This is a genomic window from Microbacterium wangyouchuni (genome assembly GCF_054072595.1).
This window is the reverse complement of the sequence record NZ_JBSVRM010000009.1, coordinates 19,504-35,013: the sequence shown is the minus strand read 5'-3', so window position 1 is coordinate 35,013 and position 15,510 is coordinate 19,504. Positions and strand designations below refer to the sequence as shown.

Genomic DNA, 15,510 nt, shown 5'->3' with positions numbered 1-15,510 from the left:
CACATAGGCTTATCCGGTGAGCACACTGCATGACCCCCAGATCCGGGGATTCGCGTCGGACAACTACTCCGGCATCCACCCCGATGTTCTCCAGGCGATCGCCGCGGCCAATGACGGCCACCAGATCGCCTATGGCGAAGACGAGTACACCGCGCGGCTGCACGAGGTCTTCGGCAGCCACCTCGGCGACGACGTCCAGATCTTCCCCGTCTTCAATGGAACCGGAGCGAACGTCGTCGGCCTGCAGTCGATGCTCCCCCGCTGGGGCGCTGTGATCTCGGCATCCACCGCCCATATCAATGTTGATGAGGGCGGCGCACCCGAACGGATCGGCGGCATGAAGCTGCTCACCGTCCCGACCGACAACGGCAAGCTGACCCCCGAACTCGTCGACCGCGAAGCGTGGGGCTGGGGTGACGAGCACCGCGCTCAGCCGCTGGCCGTCTCGATCACGCAGTCCACCGAGCTCGGCACGCTGTACACCGTCGAGGAGATCCGCGCGCTCGCCGACCACGCGCACGAGCGTGGGATGCACCTGCACATGGACGGCGCCCGCGCCTCCAATGCCGCGGCCGCCCTCGACGTGCCGCTTCGTGCTTTCACCCGCGACGCCGGCGTCGACGTGCTCAGCTTCGGCGGCACGAAGAACGGTGCCATGCTCGGCGAGGCGATCGTGGTGCTGAACCCCGAGGCATCCACCGGTCTCATCTACGGTCGCAAATACAACATGCAGCTGGCATCCAAGATGCGCTTCATCTCGGCGCAGCTGATCGCCCTGCTGGAGGGTGACCTCTGGCTGCAGAACGCACGCCACGCGAATGCGATGGCCGCGCGGCTGCGGGCGGGCGTCGAGGCCGGAATCGCCGACGGCACCATCCGTGGCGTCGAGTTCACCCAGCCCACGCAGGTCAACGGCGTCTTCGCGACACTGCCGGAGGGCATCGCCGATCGTCTGCGCGAATCGTTCCGCTTCTATGACTGGGATGCTGCGCGCCGCGAAGTGCGCTGGATGTGCAGCTTCGACACGCAAGAGTCGGACGTGGACGCCTTCATCGCCGAGATCGCACGCCTGACAACCGCGTAGGGGTGGGCTGCGGGGCTTGGTAGTGCGCCGCCAGAGTTCAGGCGGGGATCGTCCAGTCTTCGACACGCAGACCGGAGACCCGGTCGAACTCATTCACGTTGTGCGTGACCATCGTCAGATCTCGCGACCGCGCGTGCCCGGCGAGAAGGATGTCATACCCACCGATCGTCTCTCCCCGCGCCGCGAGGCCAGCTCTGATATCACCGGAATGATGCCCGGCAGCAGCATCGAAGTCGAGGACGATCAACCGGCTCAGAATCTCTTCCACGGCGATGCGGTTGCGCATGGGGTCGCTCGATCGTGCCGCACCGTAGGAGAGCTCGGCGACTGAGATGCTCGACACGTGCAGCGAGCCGGATGCCTCGTTCATCCGCTCTGCGATCACCGGCAGGCTTCGCCGAAGCGCGAACACGAGGATGCTCGCATCGAGCAGATATCCCGCACTCACCAGTCGCGCTCCTGCGCCTCAGGCTGATCCCGAGTGGTGAGGTAATCACCGGTGACGCTTATGCCGTTCGCCCACCAGTCGATCCAGTCCGCGCGCACCGGGATGATGACGCGTGCATCGCCGATAGCGGTGACGGTCACCTCTGTGACCGAATCGGGAAGCGCGACGTCCTTGGACAGACGCACGGCCTGCGTGCGGTTGCTGCGGAAAAGCGTGGTCTGAGACATTCAACTCTCCCTGTATATACGCCGCGTATATACAGGGTACTGCGATCCGAACGGAACCGCACTAGGGCAGCTACCGCAGCAGCCCGAGACTGGCGAGGGCGTGGCGCACGAGAGTGCCGCGCCCTCCTTCCATTTCTGCTGCGACGGCGTCGGATGCAGCGGCCTCCGGAGAGAACCACGTCAGCTCCAGGGCATCCTGCCGCGGCTCGCACGTCCCGGTCACTGGCACCACGAATGCCAACGACACCGCATGCTGACGCTCGTCGTGGTACGCGCTGATCCCCGGAAGCGGGAAGTATTCGGCCACCGTGAACGGCAACGGCTGCGGCGGCAGTAACGGGAATGCCATCGGGCCGAGATCGTTCTCGATGTGTCGGAACAGCGCATCGCGCACCGTTTCGCCGTAGCGGACACGGCCCGAGACGATCGTGCGGGTCATCTCACCCAGCGGGGTGGAACGGAGCAGAATTCCGACCTCGGCGACCTGCCCGGAACCGTCCGTGCGCACCGGAATAGCCTCGACGTACAGCATCGGGATGCGTCGCCTCGCCTCAGCGAGCTCGACCTCACTCAGCCACGCCGGATTGCTCGCGTCGCTGGGCAGCTCACTGAACTGCGAGAGGTCATTCTCGGAGCCCTCGGAGTCAGGATCAGGATCAGGGGTGCGCACCGCCATGTCTCATTTCTACCAGTGTCGGAGCCCGCTGGCAGGATAGAGACTGTGAGCCAGAACCTGAAACTCGACGCGGATGCCACGCGCTGGACGACCCACGACCGAACCGGCCTGCCCTTGCTCGTGCTGCTACACGGGTACGGCGCGGACGAGCACGACCTGTTCGGACTGGTCCCGCACCTCCCCGAAGGCATTGCTGTCGCGTCGCTCGCGGCGCCATTGTCTCCACCGTGGCCCTCGCCGGGCCGCTCGTGGTATCCGATCGATGGTCTTGAGAGCAGGGATCCGGATGCCGTGACCCACGCCGCGAAAGCTGTGCTCGAGTGGCTCGACGCTCATGCGGCCGATGCCCCGAAGATCGCCCTGCTCGGATTCTCGCAGGGCGCGGCCGTTTCCTTGCAGGCGCTGAGATTGGATGCTTCGCGCTTCGGCGCCGTCGTCGCCCTCAGCGGCTATGCCTCGCCGGGTGAGTTGCCCGATGACGAGGAACTGCGCGAATCCCGGCCGCTGGTGTTCTGGGGGCGCGGGACAAACGACGACGTGATCCCTGCCGTCCTGATCGATCACACCGCGCAGTGGTTGCCCGACCACTCCGAGCTGACTGGACGCGTCTACCCGGGGCTCACGCACAGCATCTCAGAAGATGAACTGCACGACGTGCGGGTGTTCCTGGAGAAGTGGCGCGACGGCTCAGCGAGCTGAGTTCGGGTCGACCTCATCGCCCAGGTCGGGGTTCTCTGCGGGCTCCTCGGCGGATTCTTCTGAGGATTCCTCGGCCGATTCCTCGGCGGAGTGACCGCGCCTACGACGGCGCCCGATTGAGCCGATCGCAATAGCGAAGACGATCCCGACGGCGATGCCGATCGCGAGGCCGAGCCCCATGTTGTCTAGTGCCGAGCCCATCGCGACTCCGACACCCATGCCGATCGCGATGCCGGCGCCCCAGCTCAGTCGCTGGCGCATCTCGCTGCTGCTCATCTGATGGTCGGCCATAACTTCAACGGTACGGGTTCGCAGGAGCTTCAGCATCCGCCCTATGGGGGATCTCGACGAGCAATTTCGGTTGCGCGCTGCGACACGCCCGGGTAACATCGATGATTCCTGTCCGCCGTGTTTGGAAGTTCTTTGATCTGAGTCGTCGCCTCCGCGCCCATCTTTCCGCGCGCTGACCCGACGACCCCTCGACAGGCTCAGGGACCGTATCCGCCATCTTCGGCGTCGATCCGGACACCCCCGGTGTCAGTGCTCTCGCACATTTTCCGGAGACACGTATGTCAACACCGACCCCGCACGCCGCGGTCACTCTCGACCGCCTCACCTTCACCTGGCCGGACGGCTCCACCGCACTCGACACGATCTCTGGCGTCTTCAGCGCCGGGAGCATCGGTCTCGTCGGCCGCAATGGATCCGGCAAGTCGACGCTGCTGCGCCTGATCGCCGGCGACCTCCAGCCCACATCGGGAGCGGTGCACGCCGCCGGTGAGGTCGCCTACTTACCGCAGCAACTGACGCTCGACGTCGAACGCCGCGTCGCCGAACTCCTCGGCGTCGCACCGGCGCTCGACGCCGTTCGCGCTATCGCGCTCGGCGATGTCGACCCGGCGCACTTCGATGCGGTCGGCGACGACTGGGATATCGAGGCTCGAGCCGAAGCATCCCTCGCCGAAGCAGGTCTGGATCCGTCATTCCTCGACCGCTCGGTCGGCGAGCTGTCCGGCGGAGAGTCCGTACTCGTCGCGATTGCCGGCATCCGTCTCCGGCGCGCGCCGATCACGCTTCTGGACGAGCCGACCAACAACCTCGACCGTGACGCGCGCGCGAAGCTCGCCGCGATGGTGCGGTCGTGGAAAGGCACACTGATCGTCGTCAGTCACGATGTCTCGCTTCTCGAACTGATGGATGCCACCGCCGAGCTGTACGCGAACACGCTGAGCGTGTTCGGCGGTCCGTACTCCGAGTGGCGGGCATGGCTCGACGCCGAGCAGGATGCCGCGAAGCAGGACGAACGCGATGCCAAACAGTCACTCAAGAAGGAGAAGCGCCAGCGGATCGAAGCGGAAACGAAACTGGCCGGGCGCGCACAGATGGGGCGCAAGGCATTCATCGAGAAACGCGTGCCGAAGATCGTCGCCAACGGCCGGAAGGCCGCCGCCCAGGTGTCGGCGGGACGGCTGCGCACCGAGGTGGCGGAGAAGGAGTCCGACGCAAGGAACGCGCTTGATGAGGCGGGCCGACGCGTTCGGGGCGATGCTTCGATGAAGATCGAGCTGCCCGATCCGGATGTGTCGGCGTCCCGCCGCATCGCGACGATCGCGGACGGGGAGCGGTCCTGGATCATTCAGGGGCCGGAGCGCGTGGCGCTGATCGGTCGCAACGGCGTCGGCAAGACGACGCTGCTGCGGCGGTTGGTGGCGAGTGCCGCGCACAACTCCGGAGATTCTCGGCAGAACGGCCTCAATAGTGCTGAAAACGTTCCGAAACCCGAAATCTTCAGGAGTTATGCACCGGGCACGCTCACCGCGACCGCGCACACCGACCGGATCGGGTACCTGCCGCAACGGATCGACGGACTGGATGACGCGGCATCGGTGGTCGAGAACATTACGGAGGTGGCACCGGCGATACCGGAGAAGGAGCTGCGCAACAGGTTGGCCCGGTTCCTCATCCGTGGCGGCGCTGCCGACAGAGCGGTGTCATCGCTGTCCGGCGGCGAACGCTTCCGCGTCGCGCTGGCGAAGCTGTTGCTCGCGGACCCCGCGCCGCAACTCGTGGTGCTGGATGAGCCGACGAACAACCTCGACCTCGACACGGTCGATCAGCTCGTCGACGCGTTGCGCGCATACCGCGGTGCCGTGCTCGTCGTCAGCCACGACGATGCGTTTCTGAAGAGATTGGAGCTGGACCTGCTGCTGGAGATCGCTGAGGAACGGATGCAGCAGCGCGAAACCAGGCCGGTCACGCAGTAGGGGCGCAGCTGCTCGAGTCGCTGCGTTTGAGTGCAACTAAACGCAACGGAAAGATTTGCTTCCATCCTTTACAAAATGCATAATTCAATGTCTCTCTCTGTGCGCACATCCCAGCGCACCTCGCAGTAGCTTGCCGTCCTCGAAACGATGTTCGCGCTGCGGACCTCTGACGATTAAGGAGAATCGGCGTGCTCAAAAACACACGCATCACCACCGGTCGAACTCGAAGACTGCGTGCAGCCCTGACAGCCATGGCAATTGTTGCCGGCTCGCTTGTCCTCGCTGTTACGAACCCGGCCCCGGCCCATGCAGCCGAGGCACCGGCCACTCCTGCTTCTGCATTCACAGCGGAGCTGTGCGCGGGCGATACGACGTTCGATCCAGCGACGAGCGGAACTGTTAGCGGCTACGAAAACCTCGCCACCGTCAACGGCGACCGTCTGGCGGCGTACAACGCCGGCCAGGTTGTGCCACTGTACGACACGAACGGCCGCGCCGAGGCCGACTCCACCCCCGCCGTGTGCGCCCTGTACTACGACGCCACCGTCGATGGTCCCGTCACCACCTGGATGTTCTGCACCGATGCCGATCTGCACACGTGCGGCGGCCTTGGTGCCGGCGGCGAGCTCGTGCAGATTCGGGATGACACCGGCACCGCCGTGACCATTCCGTTTCCCGAAGACATCGAGACCACCCGGCTGAGCCAGGACCAGATCGACGCGGTCAGCGCGCTCATCGAGTTCGGGTACACCGGCACTGATTTCATGGGTAACGACGTGGTCGGCGCCACCGACATGACGAGCTTCGAGCGGAGCGTCCTGCAGAACATGGTGTGGTGCATCACAAACCCCGACTCCGCCGGCGGCATGAACTGCTTCCTCACGGGGATTGGCGATGAAGAGCGAGCCGAGCTCGTCGCGGCCGGTGCTGCTCTGCGCCCGGCCATGGCAGTCACGCCGGTGTCTTCCCAGATCGAGATCGGCGAAACGTTGCAGTGGGGCGTCACGACCAACGTCGTGAACACCCCCATCGTCATCGACGCAGACACCGTTGTCACAGTGTGCGCGGGAGACGCCACCATCACCGATGGAATGCTCACCGTGAATGGTGACGCCGGCTCGTCGGTCACAATCTCGCTCTGTGGCGGTCCTGCTTCGGAGGAGGGCGGCTACGAGCTGGCGCTGAGCCGCATCGGCAACGGAAACCGCTTCGTCCAGAGCGACACGGGTGACCTGCTCGACCGCGATTGCCAGGTCTTCGCGCTCTGGGAGACAGAGGGCTTCGACGCTGCGGCGATCATCGATGTCACCGCTGACGCTACGGACGCTGACGCAACCGACGCAACCGACGCCACCGACACTGACGCAACCGACGCAGCCGACGCCACCGACACTGACGCAACCGACGCCACCGACGCAGACGCCACCGACGCCACCGACGCCACCGACGCCACCGACGCAACCGACGCAACGGATGCCGACGCAGCTGACGCAGACGCTGCTGACGCCACGGACACTGACGCAACCGACGCAGACGACGCCGACGACGCAGACGACGCCACCGACACTGACGCAACCGACGCAACCGACGCAACCGACGCAACCGACGCAACCGACACTGACGCAACCGACGCAACCGACGCAACCGACGCTGACGCTACCGACGCCACCGACGCTGACGCAACCGACGCTGCAGACGCCACCGACGCAACAGACGGCGTCTCTGGTTCTGGCAACCAGGGCATTGGAAACGCCGACAACGATGAGACCAGCACGGATGCCGCAGACGCAACCGAGGCTGGGAACGCAGACGGCACGGACCTTGCAACGACCGGTGCCGACGCACCGATCATTGCCCTGTCCGCGGCTGTAATTCTGCTGTTCCTGGGCGGCAGCTTGGTCCTGTTCCGCCGGCTGCGCACGCGCAGCTAACGGGCCTTTTCGCGACTGACGCCGCGGCTGATTTCCTTCGTGAAGTCAGCCGCGGCGTCTGTCATTTCGCGGGCTCAGACGGAGGAAGAAGCCAGCGCCCGCGCCTTCAACACTGCGAAGTCCTCGGCCGAGATCGCTCCGGAATCAAGCAGTGTCTTCGCCTTCAGAATCTCGTCCGCGGGGCTGATCGCCGCCACGTCGCGGATGTATCCCTCGTTGGCTTCGCGCTGACGACGTGCCTCGTCGTTGATGCGATCGGGCATACCGGCACCACGCGCGATGAGATAGATCAGCGAGGTCAACAGCGGAACGAAGACGAGGAACACAACCCATACGGCCTTCGCCCAGCCGTTGAGCTTCTTGTCACGGAACAGATCGATGACGACCAGAATGAATGCGAAGAGCGCGGCGATGAACACGAACGACCAGAAGAACAGCACGATGATGTCCCACAGGGACTCGAGGATTCCCATGACGGATCCAGCTTTCTTTTCGAATTGGACGAGAAATGGACGAGAATCGGCGCGCGATCGTTCGAGCGTCGATCTCCGGAGCGTATCGGTGCACATCGTCCCGATGGTGTCGTAGTGCACATTCGTCGCGGGAATCGCGATGAAAATCATGCACGATGGATGAGCGCGACTACGGTCGGTCACGCCAGCGGTTCGCGGCCGCAATCGCACCACCTGCGGCATGCAGTCGTGCCGCATGCGCATCGGCGGATCCACCCCTATATGAGACGTCGCCGGATCGCTATCATCTGGAGTTATGGACACTCAGTCGCAAGCGCTCTGGGCGCCTTCGCCGTGGTTCCTGACTTCTCCTCCGCAATCTCCCCGAGGCACGATCCCCCGCGAGCGGCTTCTCACGCGTCTGGACGCGTCCACCAGCGATCACGCGGTGACGCTGATCGCTGCCCCCTCCGGTTACGGTAAGACCGTACTGCTGGCGGAATGGGCGCGACGTCGTGAGGCGACGACTGCCTGGCTGACACTGACTCGCCACGATCACGGCGACGAGGCCCTCGTACTCGCGGGCATCCTCAGCGCACTGCGTCGCTTCACGGAACTGCCATCCGAAACTGCCGTGCGGGTGGCGTTGACCCCAGATGCGGACGCCCGCGCGTTGATCGGGCGCATCGCCGAGATCACTGGCTCGCTCGACGAGATCGTGGTCATCGTGATCGATGACGCGCACCACGCCGGCCCGTCCCTGGCGAGCGGTGTGATCGACGTGCTCACGGCACTCACCGCAGGCCGACTGCGCTTCGCGCTCGCTGGCACGCCGGAGCTGACGTCCTGGTTCTCCCGCGTGATAGCCGGAGAGCACACGGCCGTGCTCACCGCCGCCGATCTCGCTTTGACGGCCGAAGAGATAATGACGGACGGGGTCAGTACACCGACTGCAGACGATCGGGCGTCAGCCGCGGCGCTGCGTGAAGCGACCGACGGATGGCCGATCGCCGTGCACCTTCATCGACTGGCCGGGGGCAACGAACCCTCACTCACCGGCGCAGAAGGACTGCTCACCGATTACATAGCCGGCAACGTGCTGCCCCGGTTGAGTCCAGGGCTCGCGGATTTCGTCCTGGCGACCAGCGTCTGCAGTCGGCTGACGCCCGCGCTCGCCGGTGCGCTCAGCGGCGCGGACAACGCCGAGTCTCTCCTTGAGGACTGCGTTTCACAAGGACTTTTCCTGTATCGGCACGTCGACGAGAACGGCTCGAGGATCTACCGATGGCACGATGAGTTCGCGGCACGCTGTCGCGACATCCTCGGACGAGCCGACAGCTCACGCCGGCGCGCCCTGGATGTCACGGCCGCACGCTGGCTGACACCGCACTTCCCCGCAGAAGCCGTGATGCATGCCATGCGCGCGGATGATGCCGCTCTTGCGATCGGTATCATCCGTTCCTCGTGGATGCGGGTGATCATCGAGGCGGGAGCGAAGTCGCTCAATGTGCAGTGTCTCGCGCTTCCGGCGACGCTCGCTGCACATCCGGAGATCCTGCTGATCCGGGCATGCTGCCTCAACCTCATGGGAGACCGCACCGGAGCCGATCTACTCTCCTCCCAGGCGCACGCAGCCGCGAGCACGGACGCCGATTCCCAAATCACCCATGCCTTCGCATCTCTGTTCCTCGCTGATGCGCACTCAGAGCTCGCGTCGGCGGTCGACAGAGCGAAGACCATGTTGGAACTTGGTGGTACCGCGTCAGGAATGCATGCGCACTGCCTGTTCCTGCTCGGCTGGTCCGAACTGCGGCTGCGCCGCGATCCGCAGTCCGCCGTCCGGTTGCTCGAGTCTGCGTTGCACGAAGCGGATGCCGCACGTCTCGTGGTGCTCGCTCGCCGCGCCTCGAACAATCTTCTGTTCGCCCTGGGCTACGCGGGAAACCTCACCCGGGCACGTACGCGCATCGACTCGGGGCTCGCGCAGAGCGAGGCGGTGGAGGACTGGCAGCATTACGACGGCGGCATCGAACTTTTCGCGCGCGGGTTCACCGACTACTGGCAGAACCGCATCCCCGAGGCAGAGCAGGTCTTCCTCGCACTCGTCGCGGCAGGTGGGCACGACGCGTCATATACGGCGCTCGCTCGGGTCTACGTGGCACTGTGCGCCGCGATCGACGGGCGGCCGATGGCACTACGCACTGCACGCGCGACGATCGCCGGGGTGAGCAGGCAGGAGGTCCACGGTCTGCCGTGGCACACCTACCAGGCATTCGCGAGCGCAGAACTGTTCGCTGCCGCTGGCGACTTCGATAAAGCGATTGCCGCCATCGAACCAATCCGCGCTCAGTCAAACGTACCGGTCGTGCGCGTCGGTGCTGCAGAGCTCATGCGACGTGCCGGTCGGCTCGGCGAAGCCGGGCACTTGCTCTCCGCACTGTCCAGGGCTGAGCTCTCGATCTCCTACGTCGCCGCCTCCGCTCACGTGACGGCCGCGCTGATCTCTCACGAACGCGGCGATGATCCCCGGGCGCACCGCATCCTCGAACGCGCGCTCGATGTCGCGGTGCCAGAAGGGGTAATCCGTCCGTTTGCCATAGCGGATGAGGGACTGCGCACTTTGCTCGCCGTCCACGCCGGCAGCGGTACGGCGCACGAAGAGTTCATCGCGTCGCGTCTCGCGTCGCACGGGTCGAGCGGTATGAGTGATCTCGACCATGGTGTCGTGCTGTCCGCTCGCGAACGCGAGATCTACGGATTCCTACACACGAGCATGACGGCGACGGAGATCGGTGAAGCGCTCTTCGTGTCTGTGAACACGATCCGTACACACCAGCGCGCAATCTATCGCAAACTGGGTGTCTCCAACCGGCGCGATGCGATCCGTCTGCGTCTGTAGAGGACTTCTGTCACTCAGTTCGGCGCAGCGGCACCTTCACGTCGCCGCCGCCTTCCTCGGTGATCCGCTCGCCCATCTGCACGAACGTCGGCTCAGAGACGAATCCACCGGCGAACAGCGCCTGGCCCTGGAGGAACTCCGCGGAATGCCGAATCGCCTCCTCTGAGGCGAAACCGAACACCTCAGCCAATTCGGCGAGATCCCGCGGCGCATTCACCCTCATCAGTGCAAGGTTGTCGCACTGTGAAAGCACGTTGGGGTGAATCTTCGTCGGACGCTGGGTGGAGAGCAGCAGCCAGAGTCCGAACTTCCGCCCTTCGGCAGCGATCTGCACGAGTTGTTCGGTGAGTGCCCTCTCGACCGCGGTCTGCGGTTGTGGTGAACAGAGGTTGTGCGCTTCATCGATGACGATCAGCACCGGGCGACGCTCCTCGCGCCGCGCCCAGAGCTGTTCGAGCACGGCGAGCGCTGCCACCTTCGGCTCTGCCGGGTGCGTGAAACCGCCGATGTCGAGAACGGTGACGCGCGGACGTTCATCGATGACATCGACGACAGATTCCGCACCGCGAGACCACAGGTCCCATTCCAGAACCTGCAGATTCTCCATGCGGTTCGCCAGTCTGGCTTCGCTGGCGTCTCCCGATGCCCGCAGCCGCATCAGCATCTCGCGTCCGTCAAAGCTCTGCGCATCTTCCTCGGCGTGAAGCAGCACGTTGTACTCTTCAGCATCCGCGATCGGGTCCAGGTGCAATACCGCCGCTTTGGATGCCGCCGACAACTCGGTGTAGCGAACATGCAGACGCTCGCCCGGCGCGCTGCCCGAACGGAACACCCGGATATCGGCGTCCGCGATCCGGGACGCACTCGCGCCATCCGCAGATGGGCGTGTCTCGCGCAGACGCGTGTAATCACCATTCGGGTCAAGGATGAGCATCGGCAGTTCCGTGTTGAGAAGCAACTGCTCCAAGACCACGCCGAGCGCATAGGTCTTGCCGCTGCCGCTCTGGCCGCACCAGAACGTGTGCCGGTTGAAGCGACGCGCGTCCAATTCGACTGCGGCTGCGGGGTCGCCGATGGCGGACCCGATCGTGAGGTTGGTCATCGGTGTGCCTTTCGCTCGTAGTGCCACATCGATTCCATCGTGTCCGCGGCGACTTCACCGCAGGCATCCGGAAAAATCATCCTCGCTTGATGATGTGGCCCCAACGGCGATACCGGAGGATGAGCGCAATCCCTGAGAAAGGCAGTCCATGGCCGACTCCCCTGTCCCTGTCACCTTCGCAGACTTCGCGCGAGTCGAAAGCGCCCGCATGTTCGCTGGTATCGCCGCGTCGGCTGGTGGATCCAACCGTTGGAACCACTACCGGACGCCGACTCCTGTGGATCAACAGACCGTCATTCGGATGAATCGCGACACGCTGTACAGCGCCGCGATCATCGACGTCTCGCAGGGAGCGAGCATCACCATCCCCGAGGCCGGAGAGCGGTACGTCTCGGTGATGCTGGTGAATGAAGACCATTACATCAATCTCGTGCTGCATTCCGCCGGCACCTATGACCTCACCGCCGACCAGTTGGGAAGCGACTTCGTGCTCGCGGCGGCCCGCGTCCTGGTGGACCCCGAGGATGCGGCCGACGTCGCGGCTGTGAACACGCTGCAGGATCAGTTCGCTCTCTCTTCCGTCGCGGGCAGGCAGTTCGCCATGCAGCCCTACGACGAGGCGTCCTTCGAAACGACACGCGGCGCGATCCTGGAGCTCGCGAAAGGACTCGGCGGCCTGGAGAGCTGCTTCGGCGCGAAGGAGGATGTCGACCCGATCCGCCATCTGCTCGGCACCGCGGCCGGCTGGGGCGGCCTGCCCGAGGCTGAGGCGTTCTACATCAACGTCAATCCGGAGCTCCCGGTCGGCGAGTACACGCTGACAGTCCGAGACGTTCCCGTCGACGGATTCTGGTCGATCTCTCTGTACAACTCGGAGGGCTATTTCGCGGAGAACCCCGCGGGCGCATACAGCGTCAACAACATCACCGGCCAGCGGAACGCCGACGGTTCGGTCACTGTCCGGTTCGGCGGGGATCCCAGCGCGCCCAATGCGCTGCCGATCATGGAGGGCTGGAACTACCTCGTTCGGTTGTATCGTCCGCGTCCTGAGGTGCTGGACGGCACTTGGACCTTCCCCACGATCGAGGCATCATGACGAACAACCAGGCTTCCGCCGGGTTCGAGTACGGGCCGATTGATGTCTACGTGGTCGAGTTCGAAGGAGAGGGCCTCGCGCCTACCGTCCTCGATGCGCTTCTCGAGCTGTCGGCGACCGGGACGGTTCGCGTGGTCGACCTTGTCGTGGTCACGCGAATGTCTGACGGCGAGGTGCGGGTCACCGAGCTGCGTGAGGATGCCGCGAACGCTCTGTCCGGAATCGGACTCGACTTGGAGATCGAGGGACTCATCGGCGAAGAAGACATCGCTGAATCCATCGCTGGCGTCGCGCCCGGCTTCGGGGTGGCCCTTGCTGCGATCGAGATGCGCTGGGCGACCGCTTTGGCTTCTCGTCTCGCCGCCGCGCAGGGACGAGTGGTGCGCACGGAACGCGTTCCTGCCCCACTGGTGAACGAACTGGTCGCGGCCTCACTGGCCGCGGATGAAGGAGCCTGACATGCCGATCATGAGAAGGGGCGGTCGCCCCGGTCTGCTGGGAATGGCCGCGCGGACCGCAGTCGTCGCCGGCACGGCGACTGCGGTGAGCGGTGCCGTCGCACAGCGCCAGCACAATCGCGCCGCCGAGCGGCAGGCTCTGCAGGAACAACAGCAACAGGCGGCATTCGCGCCCGTGACGACTCCCGCGCCGGCGATGCCCGCGGCGCCAGCCACCGATGTTGTCACGCGCCTGCAGCAGCTCGGTGAGCTGCACCAGCAGGGTCTGCTGTCCTCGGAGGAATTCACGCTGGCCAAGCAGCAACTGCTCGGATCCATGAATGCTTGAGATCCTGGGCAGCATCCTTCCCAATGCTGTCGCGGTCGCAATCAGTCCGATCCCGATCATCGCGGTGATCCTCATGCTGATGTCGCCCCGGTCCAAACAGTTGGGGATCGGCTTCCTCATCGGATGGGTTCTCGGAATCCTGGTCGCAACGACCGTGTTCACGCTCCTGGCCGGGGTGATACCGGAGCCGAGTTCCTCCGGCGAATCTCAACCGGTCATCGGAGTGATTCAGCTGGTGATCGGTCTGCTGCTGATCCTGCTCGGCATTCGGCAATGGCGCTCGCGCCCGGCCGTCGGTGTTGAAGCGGAACTTCCGGCGTGGATGTCGAAGATCGATTCACTGCGTGCAATCGCCGCCCTGGGGCTCGGGTTCGCCCTCGCCGCGGTCAATCCGAAGAATCTCCTGGTCGCTGGCGCGGCCGGAACGGTGATCGGGCGGGCCGGCGTCGACCTCGGCAGTTCGATGATCGCCATCGCCTGTTTCATCGTCGTTGCCGCCCTCTCCGTTGCCGCGCCCGTGTTGATCACGATCATCACGCCGGACAAGGCTGCACAGGTTCTGGCTCGTGTGCGCACCTGGCTCGCCGCGAACAATGCGACCATCATGACCGTTGTGTTCATTGTGTTGGGCTCCCAGGTGCTCGGAAAGGGCATCGGTAGCTTCTGAACGCGTGGCGCTGATCACAGCTGCCGCAGCCACGAGTGGCCGGGAAGCGTCCGTTCAAGAGCCTGGCGCAACCAGTCACGACGTGCAACGTCCAGGTACGGCAGGGTGGCGGCGAAGTCGATATCGTCTTTGGGCCGCTGCCCCTTGGCCTTATAGAGGAGTTGGATCTCCGGTTGGAGATAGCGGATGCCATCGCGCATCCACAACGCTTCGGCCATCGGTAACCGGACGGTCGTCACGCTTGTAGACCCACTCCTGGATGCTGCCCGGGCTGAGGAGGATGTCGTACTCCCAGCGATGGGCGGTGTTCGGGCGAACCCAGAGTTGCCCGCAGCCGTCCGGAAGAAGATCTTCCGCTGGTGCGTTCGGACGGTCACCATCGATGAGGGGCTTCAATGCACCGGAAAAGGCAGCCCACACGTGCAGGCGTCCGATGAGGTGGTCTCGGAGCAGGGGGAGTTCTGCGCGCAGCACGGACGGATCAATATCCTCGTGGTGCCGGCGAACTCCGGTGAAAGCCTCCAGAGCCCAGCCTCCGGCGATCCACCAGGTACCCGAGTAGCCGTCGAACAGCTGGGCCGCGTCCGCCGATGTTCGAGGCGCCCAGCTTCCGTAGAGGCTCTCGAACGCGGCGTCATCCATGGACCTCACGTTAGCGCGCGTTGTGCGGGGCCAGCGGCCCGGGGGTCTCAGCGCCGGCTGCTGCGCATCGCGCGCATGTGCGAAAGCTCCGAATCCGCGGCAGACGCCGTGTACTCAGCGGAGTCACGCGGAATCAGGCCGACGCGCCCCTCGGCGTCGTGCAGGATCCCCCAGCCGTAGCGCTTCCCCAACTGCGATGACCGCAAGCACGCCTGCCCTTTGGAGAAGAACTCTTCCCGCGCCGCGGCATCGTCGGCGTCGATACCCTTGCGCAGCGCATGCGTCTCGAAGATGACATCGTCAGACGTCAGCTCGAACGGACGCTCCATGATCAGCCGATACTGCAGCGCAGCGATCGACATGTTCTCCGCGATCGGCGGCTCGGTGCCATGATCGATCGGGCAGTCCTCCGAAACCTCGATGAAAGTGCTCTGATAGTTCGTCGTGTGCGCAGCCATGGCTACAGCATGGCCCCGTCTATCGAAATCGTCCAGGGTCGAAACTATGCGGCGCGGGTGACCGGTCGGCGAGACCGCT

At 64.8% G+C, this 15,510-nt stretch carries 17 protein-coding genes; 9 read left to right on the top strand and 8 right to left on the bottom strand.

Annotated elements, in window-relative coordinates; all coding sequences use genetic code 11:
- Window positions 1-16: 16 nt before the first annotated feature.
- The gene (locus ACW5CM_RS14780; RefSeq protein WP_457125463.1) at window positions 17-1,084 is read left to right on the top strand and encodes a threonine aldolase family protein; all 1,068 of its coding nucleotides are present in this window, start codon (window positions 17-19) and stop codon (window positions 1,082-1,084) included.
- 37 nt (window positions 1,085-1,121) lie between these two features.
- Here ACW5CM_RS14780 and ACW5CM_RS14775 read toward each other — a convergent pair whose 3' ends face one another.
- From ACW5CM_RS14775 to ACW5CM_RS14765, 3 genes are all read right to left on the bottom strand, one after another.
- Window positions 1,122-1,532: a PIN domain-containing protein gene (locus ACW5CM_RS14775; RefSeq protein WP_457125462.1), complete on the bottom strand. Its 411-nt coding sequence runs from the start codon at window positions 1,530-1,532 to the stop codon at window positions 1,122-1,124.
- On the bottom strand, window positions 1,529-1,759 hold the full coding sequence (gene vapB / locus ACW5CM_RS14770; RefSeq protein WP_438255739.1) for a type II toxin-antitoxin system VapB family antitoxin: 231 nt from the start codon (window positions 1,757-1,759) through the stop codon (window positions 1,529-1,531). The genes ACW5CM_RS14775 and vapB overlap by 4 nt, the downstream gene beginning before the upstream one ends.
- Window positions 1,760-1,829: 70 nt before the next feature.
- Complete coding sequence (locus ACW5CM_RS14765) at window positions 1,830-2,435, bottom strand: DUF4916 domain-containing protein (RefSeq protein ID WP_438254267.1); 606 nt, start codon at window positions 2,433-2,435, stop codon at window positions 1,830-1,832.
- A 45-nt stretch (window positions 2,436-2,480) separates the two neighbouring features.
- Here ACW5CM_RS14765 and ACW5CM_RS14760 point away from each other — a divergent pair, with 45 nt between their 5' ends.
- The gene (locus ACW5CM_RS14760) at window positions 2,481-3,134 is read left to right on the top strand and encodes an alpha/beta hydrolase (RefSeq protein ID WP_438254265.1); all 654 of its coding nucleotides are present in this window, start codon (window positions 2,481-2,483) and stop codon (window positions 3,132-3,134) included.
- Here the strand turns inward: ACW5CM_RS14760 and ACW5CM_RS14755 are convergent.
- Window positions 3,123-3,425 (bottom strand): glycine zipper domain-containing protein, encoded by a 303-nt coding sequence (locus ACW5CM_RS14755; RefSeq protein WP_457125461.1) that lies wholly within the window; start codon window positions 3,423-3,425, stop codon window positions 3,123-3,125. The two genes, ACW5CM_RS14760 and ACW5CM_RS14755, sit on opposite strands and share 12 nt — an antisense overlap.
- Window positions 3,426-3,703: 278 nt before the next feature.
- Between ACW5CM_RS14755 and ACW5CM_RS14750 the strand changes: the two genes are divergently transcribed.
- Window positions 3,704-5,398 carry an ABC-F family ATP-binding cassette domain-containing protein gene (locus ACW5CM_RS14750; RefSeq protein WP_457125460.1) on the top strand — a complete coding sequence of 565 codons (1,695 nt, stop codon included), beginning with the start codon at window positions 3,704-3,706 and terminating at the stop codon, window positions 5,396-5,398.
- A 188-nt stretch (window positions 5,399-5,586) separates the two neighbouring features.
- The gene (locus tag ACW5CM_RS14745) at window positions 5,587-7,329 is read left to right on the top strand and encodes an LAVTG motif-containing sortase-dependent surface protein (protein ID WP_457125459.1); all 1,743 of its coding nucleotides are present in this window, start codon (window positions 5,587-5,589) and stop codon (window positions 7,327-7,329) included.
- Between the two features lie 74 nt (window positions 7,330-7,403).
- On the opposite strand, the gene ACW5CM_RS14740 is transcribed toward ACW5CM_RS14745, so the two are convergent.
- Window positions 7,404-7,802 carry an SHOCT domain-containing protein gene (locus ACW5CM_RS14740; RefSeq protein ID WP_438254260.1) on the bottom strand — a complete coding sequence of 133 codons (399 nt, stop codon included), beginning with the start codon at window positions 7,800-7,802 and terminating at the stop codon, window positions 7,404-7,406.
- 295 nt (window positions 7,803-8,097) lie between these two features.
- Here ACW5CM_RS14740 and ACW5CM_RS14735 point away from each other — a divergent pair, with 295 nt between their 5' ends.
- Window positions 8,098-10,680 (top strand): winged helix-turn-helix domain-containing protein, encoded by a 2,583-nt coding sequence (locus ACW5CM_RS14735; RefSeq protein WP_438254259.1) that lies wholly within the window; start codon window positions 8,098-8,100, stop codon window positions 10,678-10,680.
- Window positions 10,681-10,690: 10 nt separating this feature from the next.
- On the opposite strand, the gene ACW5CM_RS14730 is transcribed toward ACW5CM_RS14735, so the two are convergent.
- The gene (locus tag ACW5CM_RS14730; RefSeq protein WP_438254257.1) at window positions 10,691-11,782 is read right to left on the bottom strand and encodes an ATP-binding protein; all 1,092 of its coding nucleotides are present in this window, start codon (window positions 11,780-11,782) and stop codon (window positions 10,691-10,693) included.
- Between the two features lie 148 nt (window positions 11,783-11,930).
- Between ACW5CM_RS14730 and ACW5CM_RS14725 the strand changes: the two genes are divergently transcribed.
- From ACW5CM_RS14725 to ACW5CM_RS14710, 4 genes are read left to right on the top strand one after another with little or no spacing between them, the layout of a single operon-like run.
- Window positions 11,931-12,878 carry a DUF1214 domain-containing protein gene (locus tag ACW5CM_RS14725; protein WP_457125458.1) on the top strand — a complete coding sequence of 316 codons (948 nt, stop codon included), beginning with the start codon at window positions 11,931-11,933 and terminating at the stop codon, window positions 12,876-12,878.
- Complete coding sequence (locus tag ACW5CM_RS14720) at window positions 12,875-13,336, top strand: DUF6325 family protein (RefSeq protein WP_438254254.1); 462 nt, start codon at window positions 12,875-12,877, stop codon at window positions 13,334-13,336. Before ACW5CM_RS14725 ends, ACW5CM_RS14720 begins: the two co-directional genes overlap by 4 nt.
- Window position 13,337: 1 nt before the next feature.
- Window positions 13,338-13,664, top strand: coding sequence for an SHOCT domain-containing protein (locus ACW5CM_RS14715; protein ID WP_438254253.1), 327 nt, complete (start codon window positions 13,338-13,340; stop codon window positions 13,662-13,664).
- Complete coding sequence (locus tag ACW5CM_RS14710; protein WP_457125457.1) at window positions 13,657-14,331, top strand: GAP family protein; 675 nt, start codon at window positions 13,657-13,659, stop codon at window positions 14,329-14,331. Before ACW5CM_RS14715 ends, ACW5CM_RS14710 begins: the two co-directional genes overlap by 8 nt.
- A 150-nt stretch (window positions 14,332-14,481) precedes the next feature.
- On the opposite strand, the gene ACW5CM_RS14705 is transcribed toward ACW5CM_RS14710, so the two are convergent.
- Together ACW5CM_RS14705 and ACW5CM_RS14700 are read right to left on the bottom strand one after the other, a co-directional pair.
- Entirely contained in the window at window positions 14,482-14,973 is a 492-nt protein-coding gene (locus ACW5CM_RS14705) for a hypothetical protein (RefSeq protein ID WP_457125456.1), read from the bottom strand.
- Between the two features lie 47 nt (window positions 14,974-15,020).
- Entirely contained in the window at window positions 15,021-15,431 is a 411-nt protein-coding gene (locus tag ACW5CM_RS14700; RefSeq protein ID WP_457125455.1) for a DUF6157 family protein, read from the bottom strand.
- Window positions 15,432-15,510 lie beyond the last annotated feature (79 nt).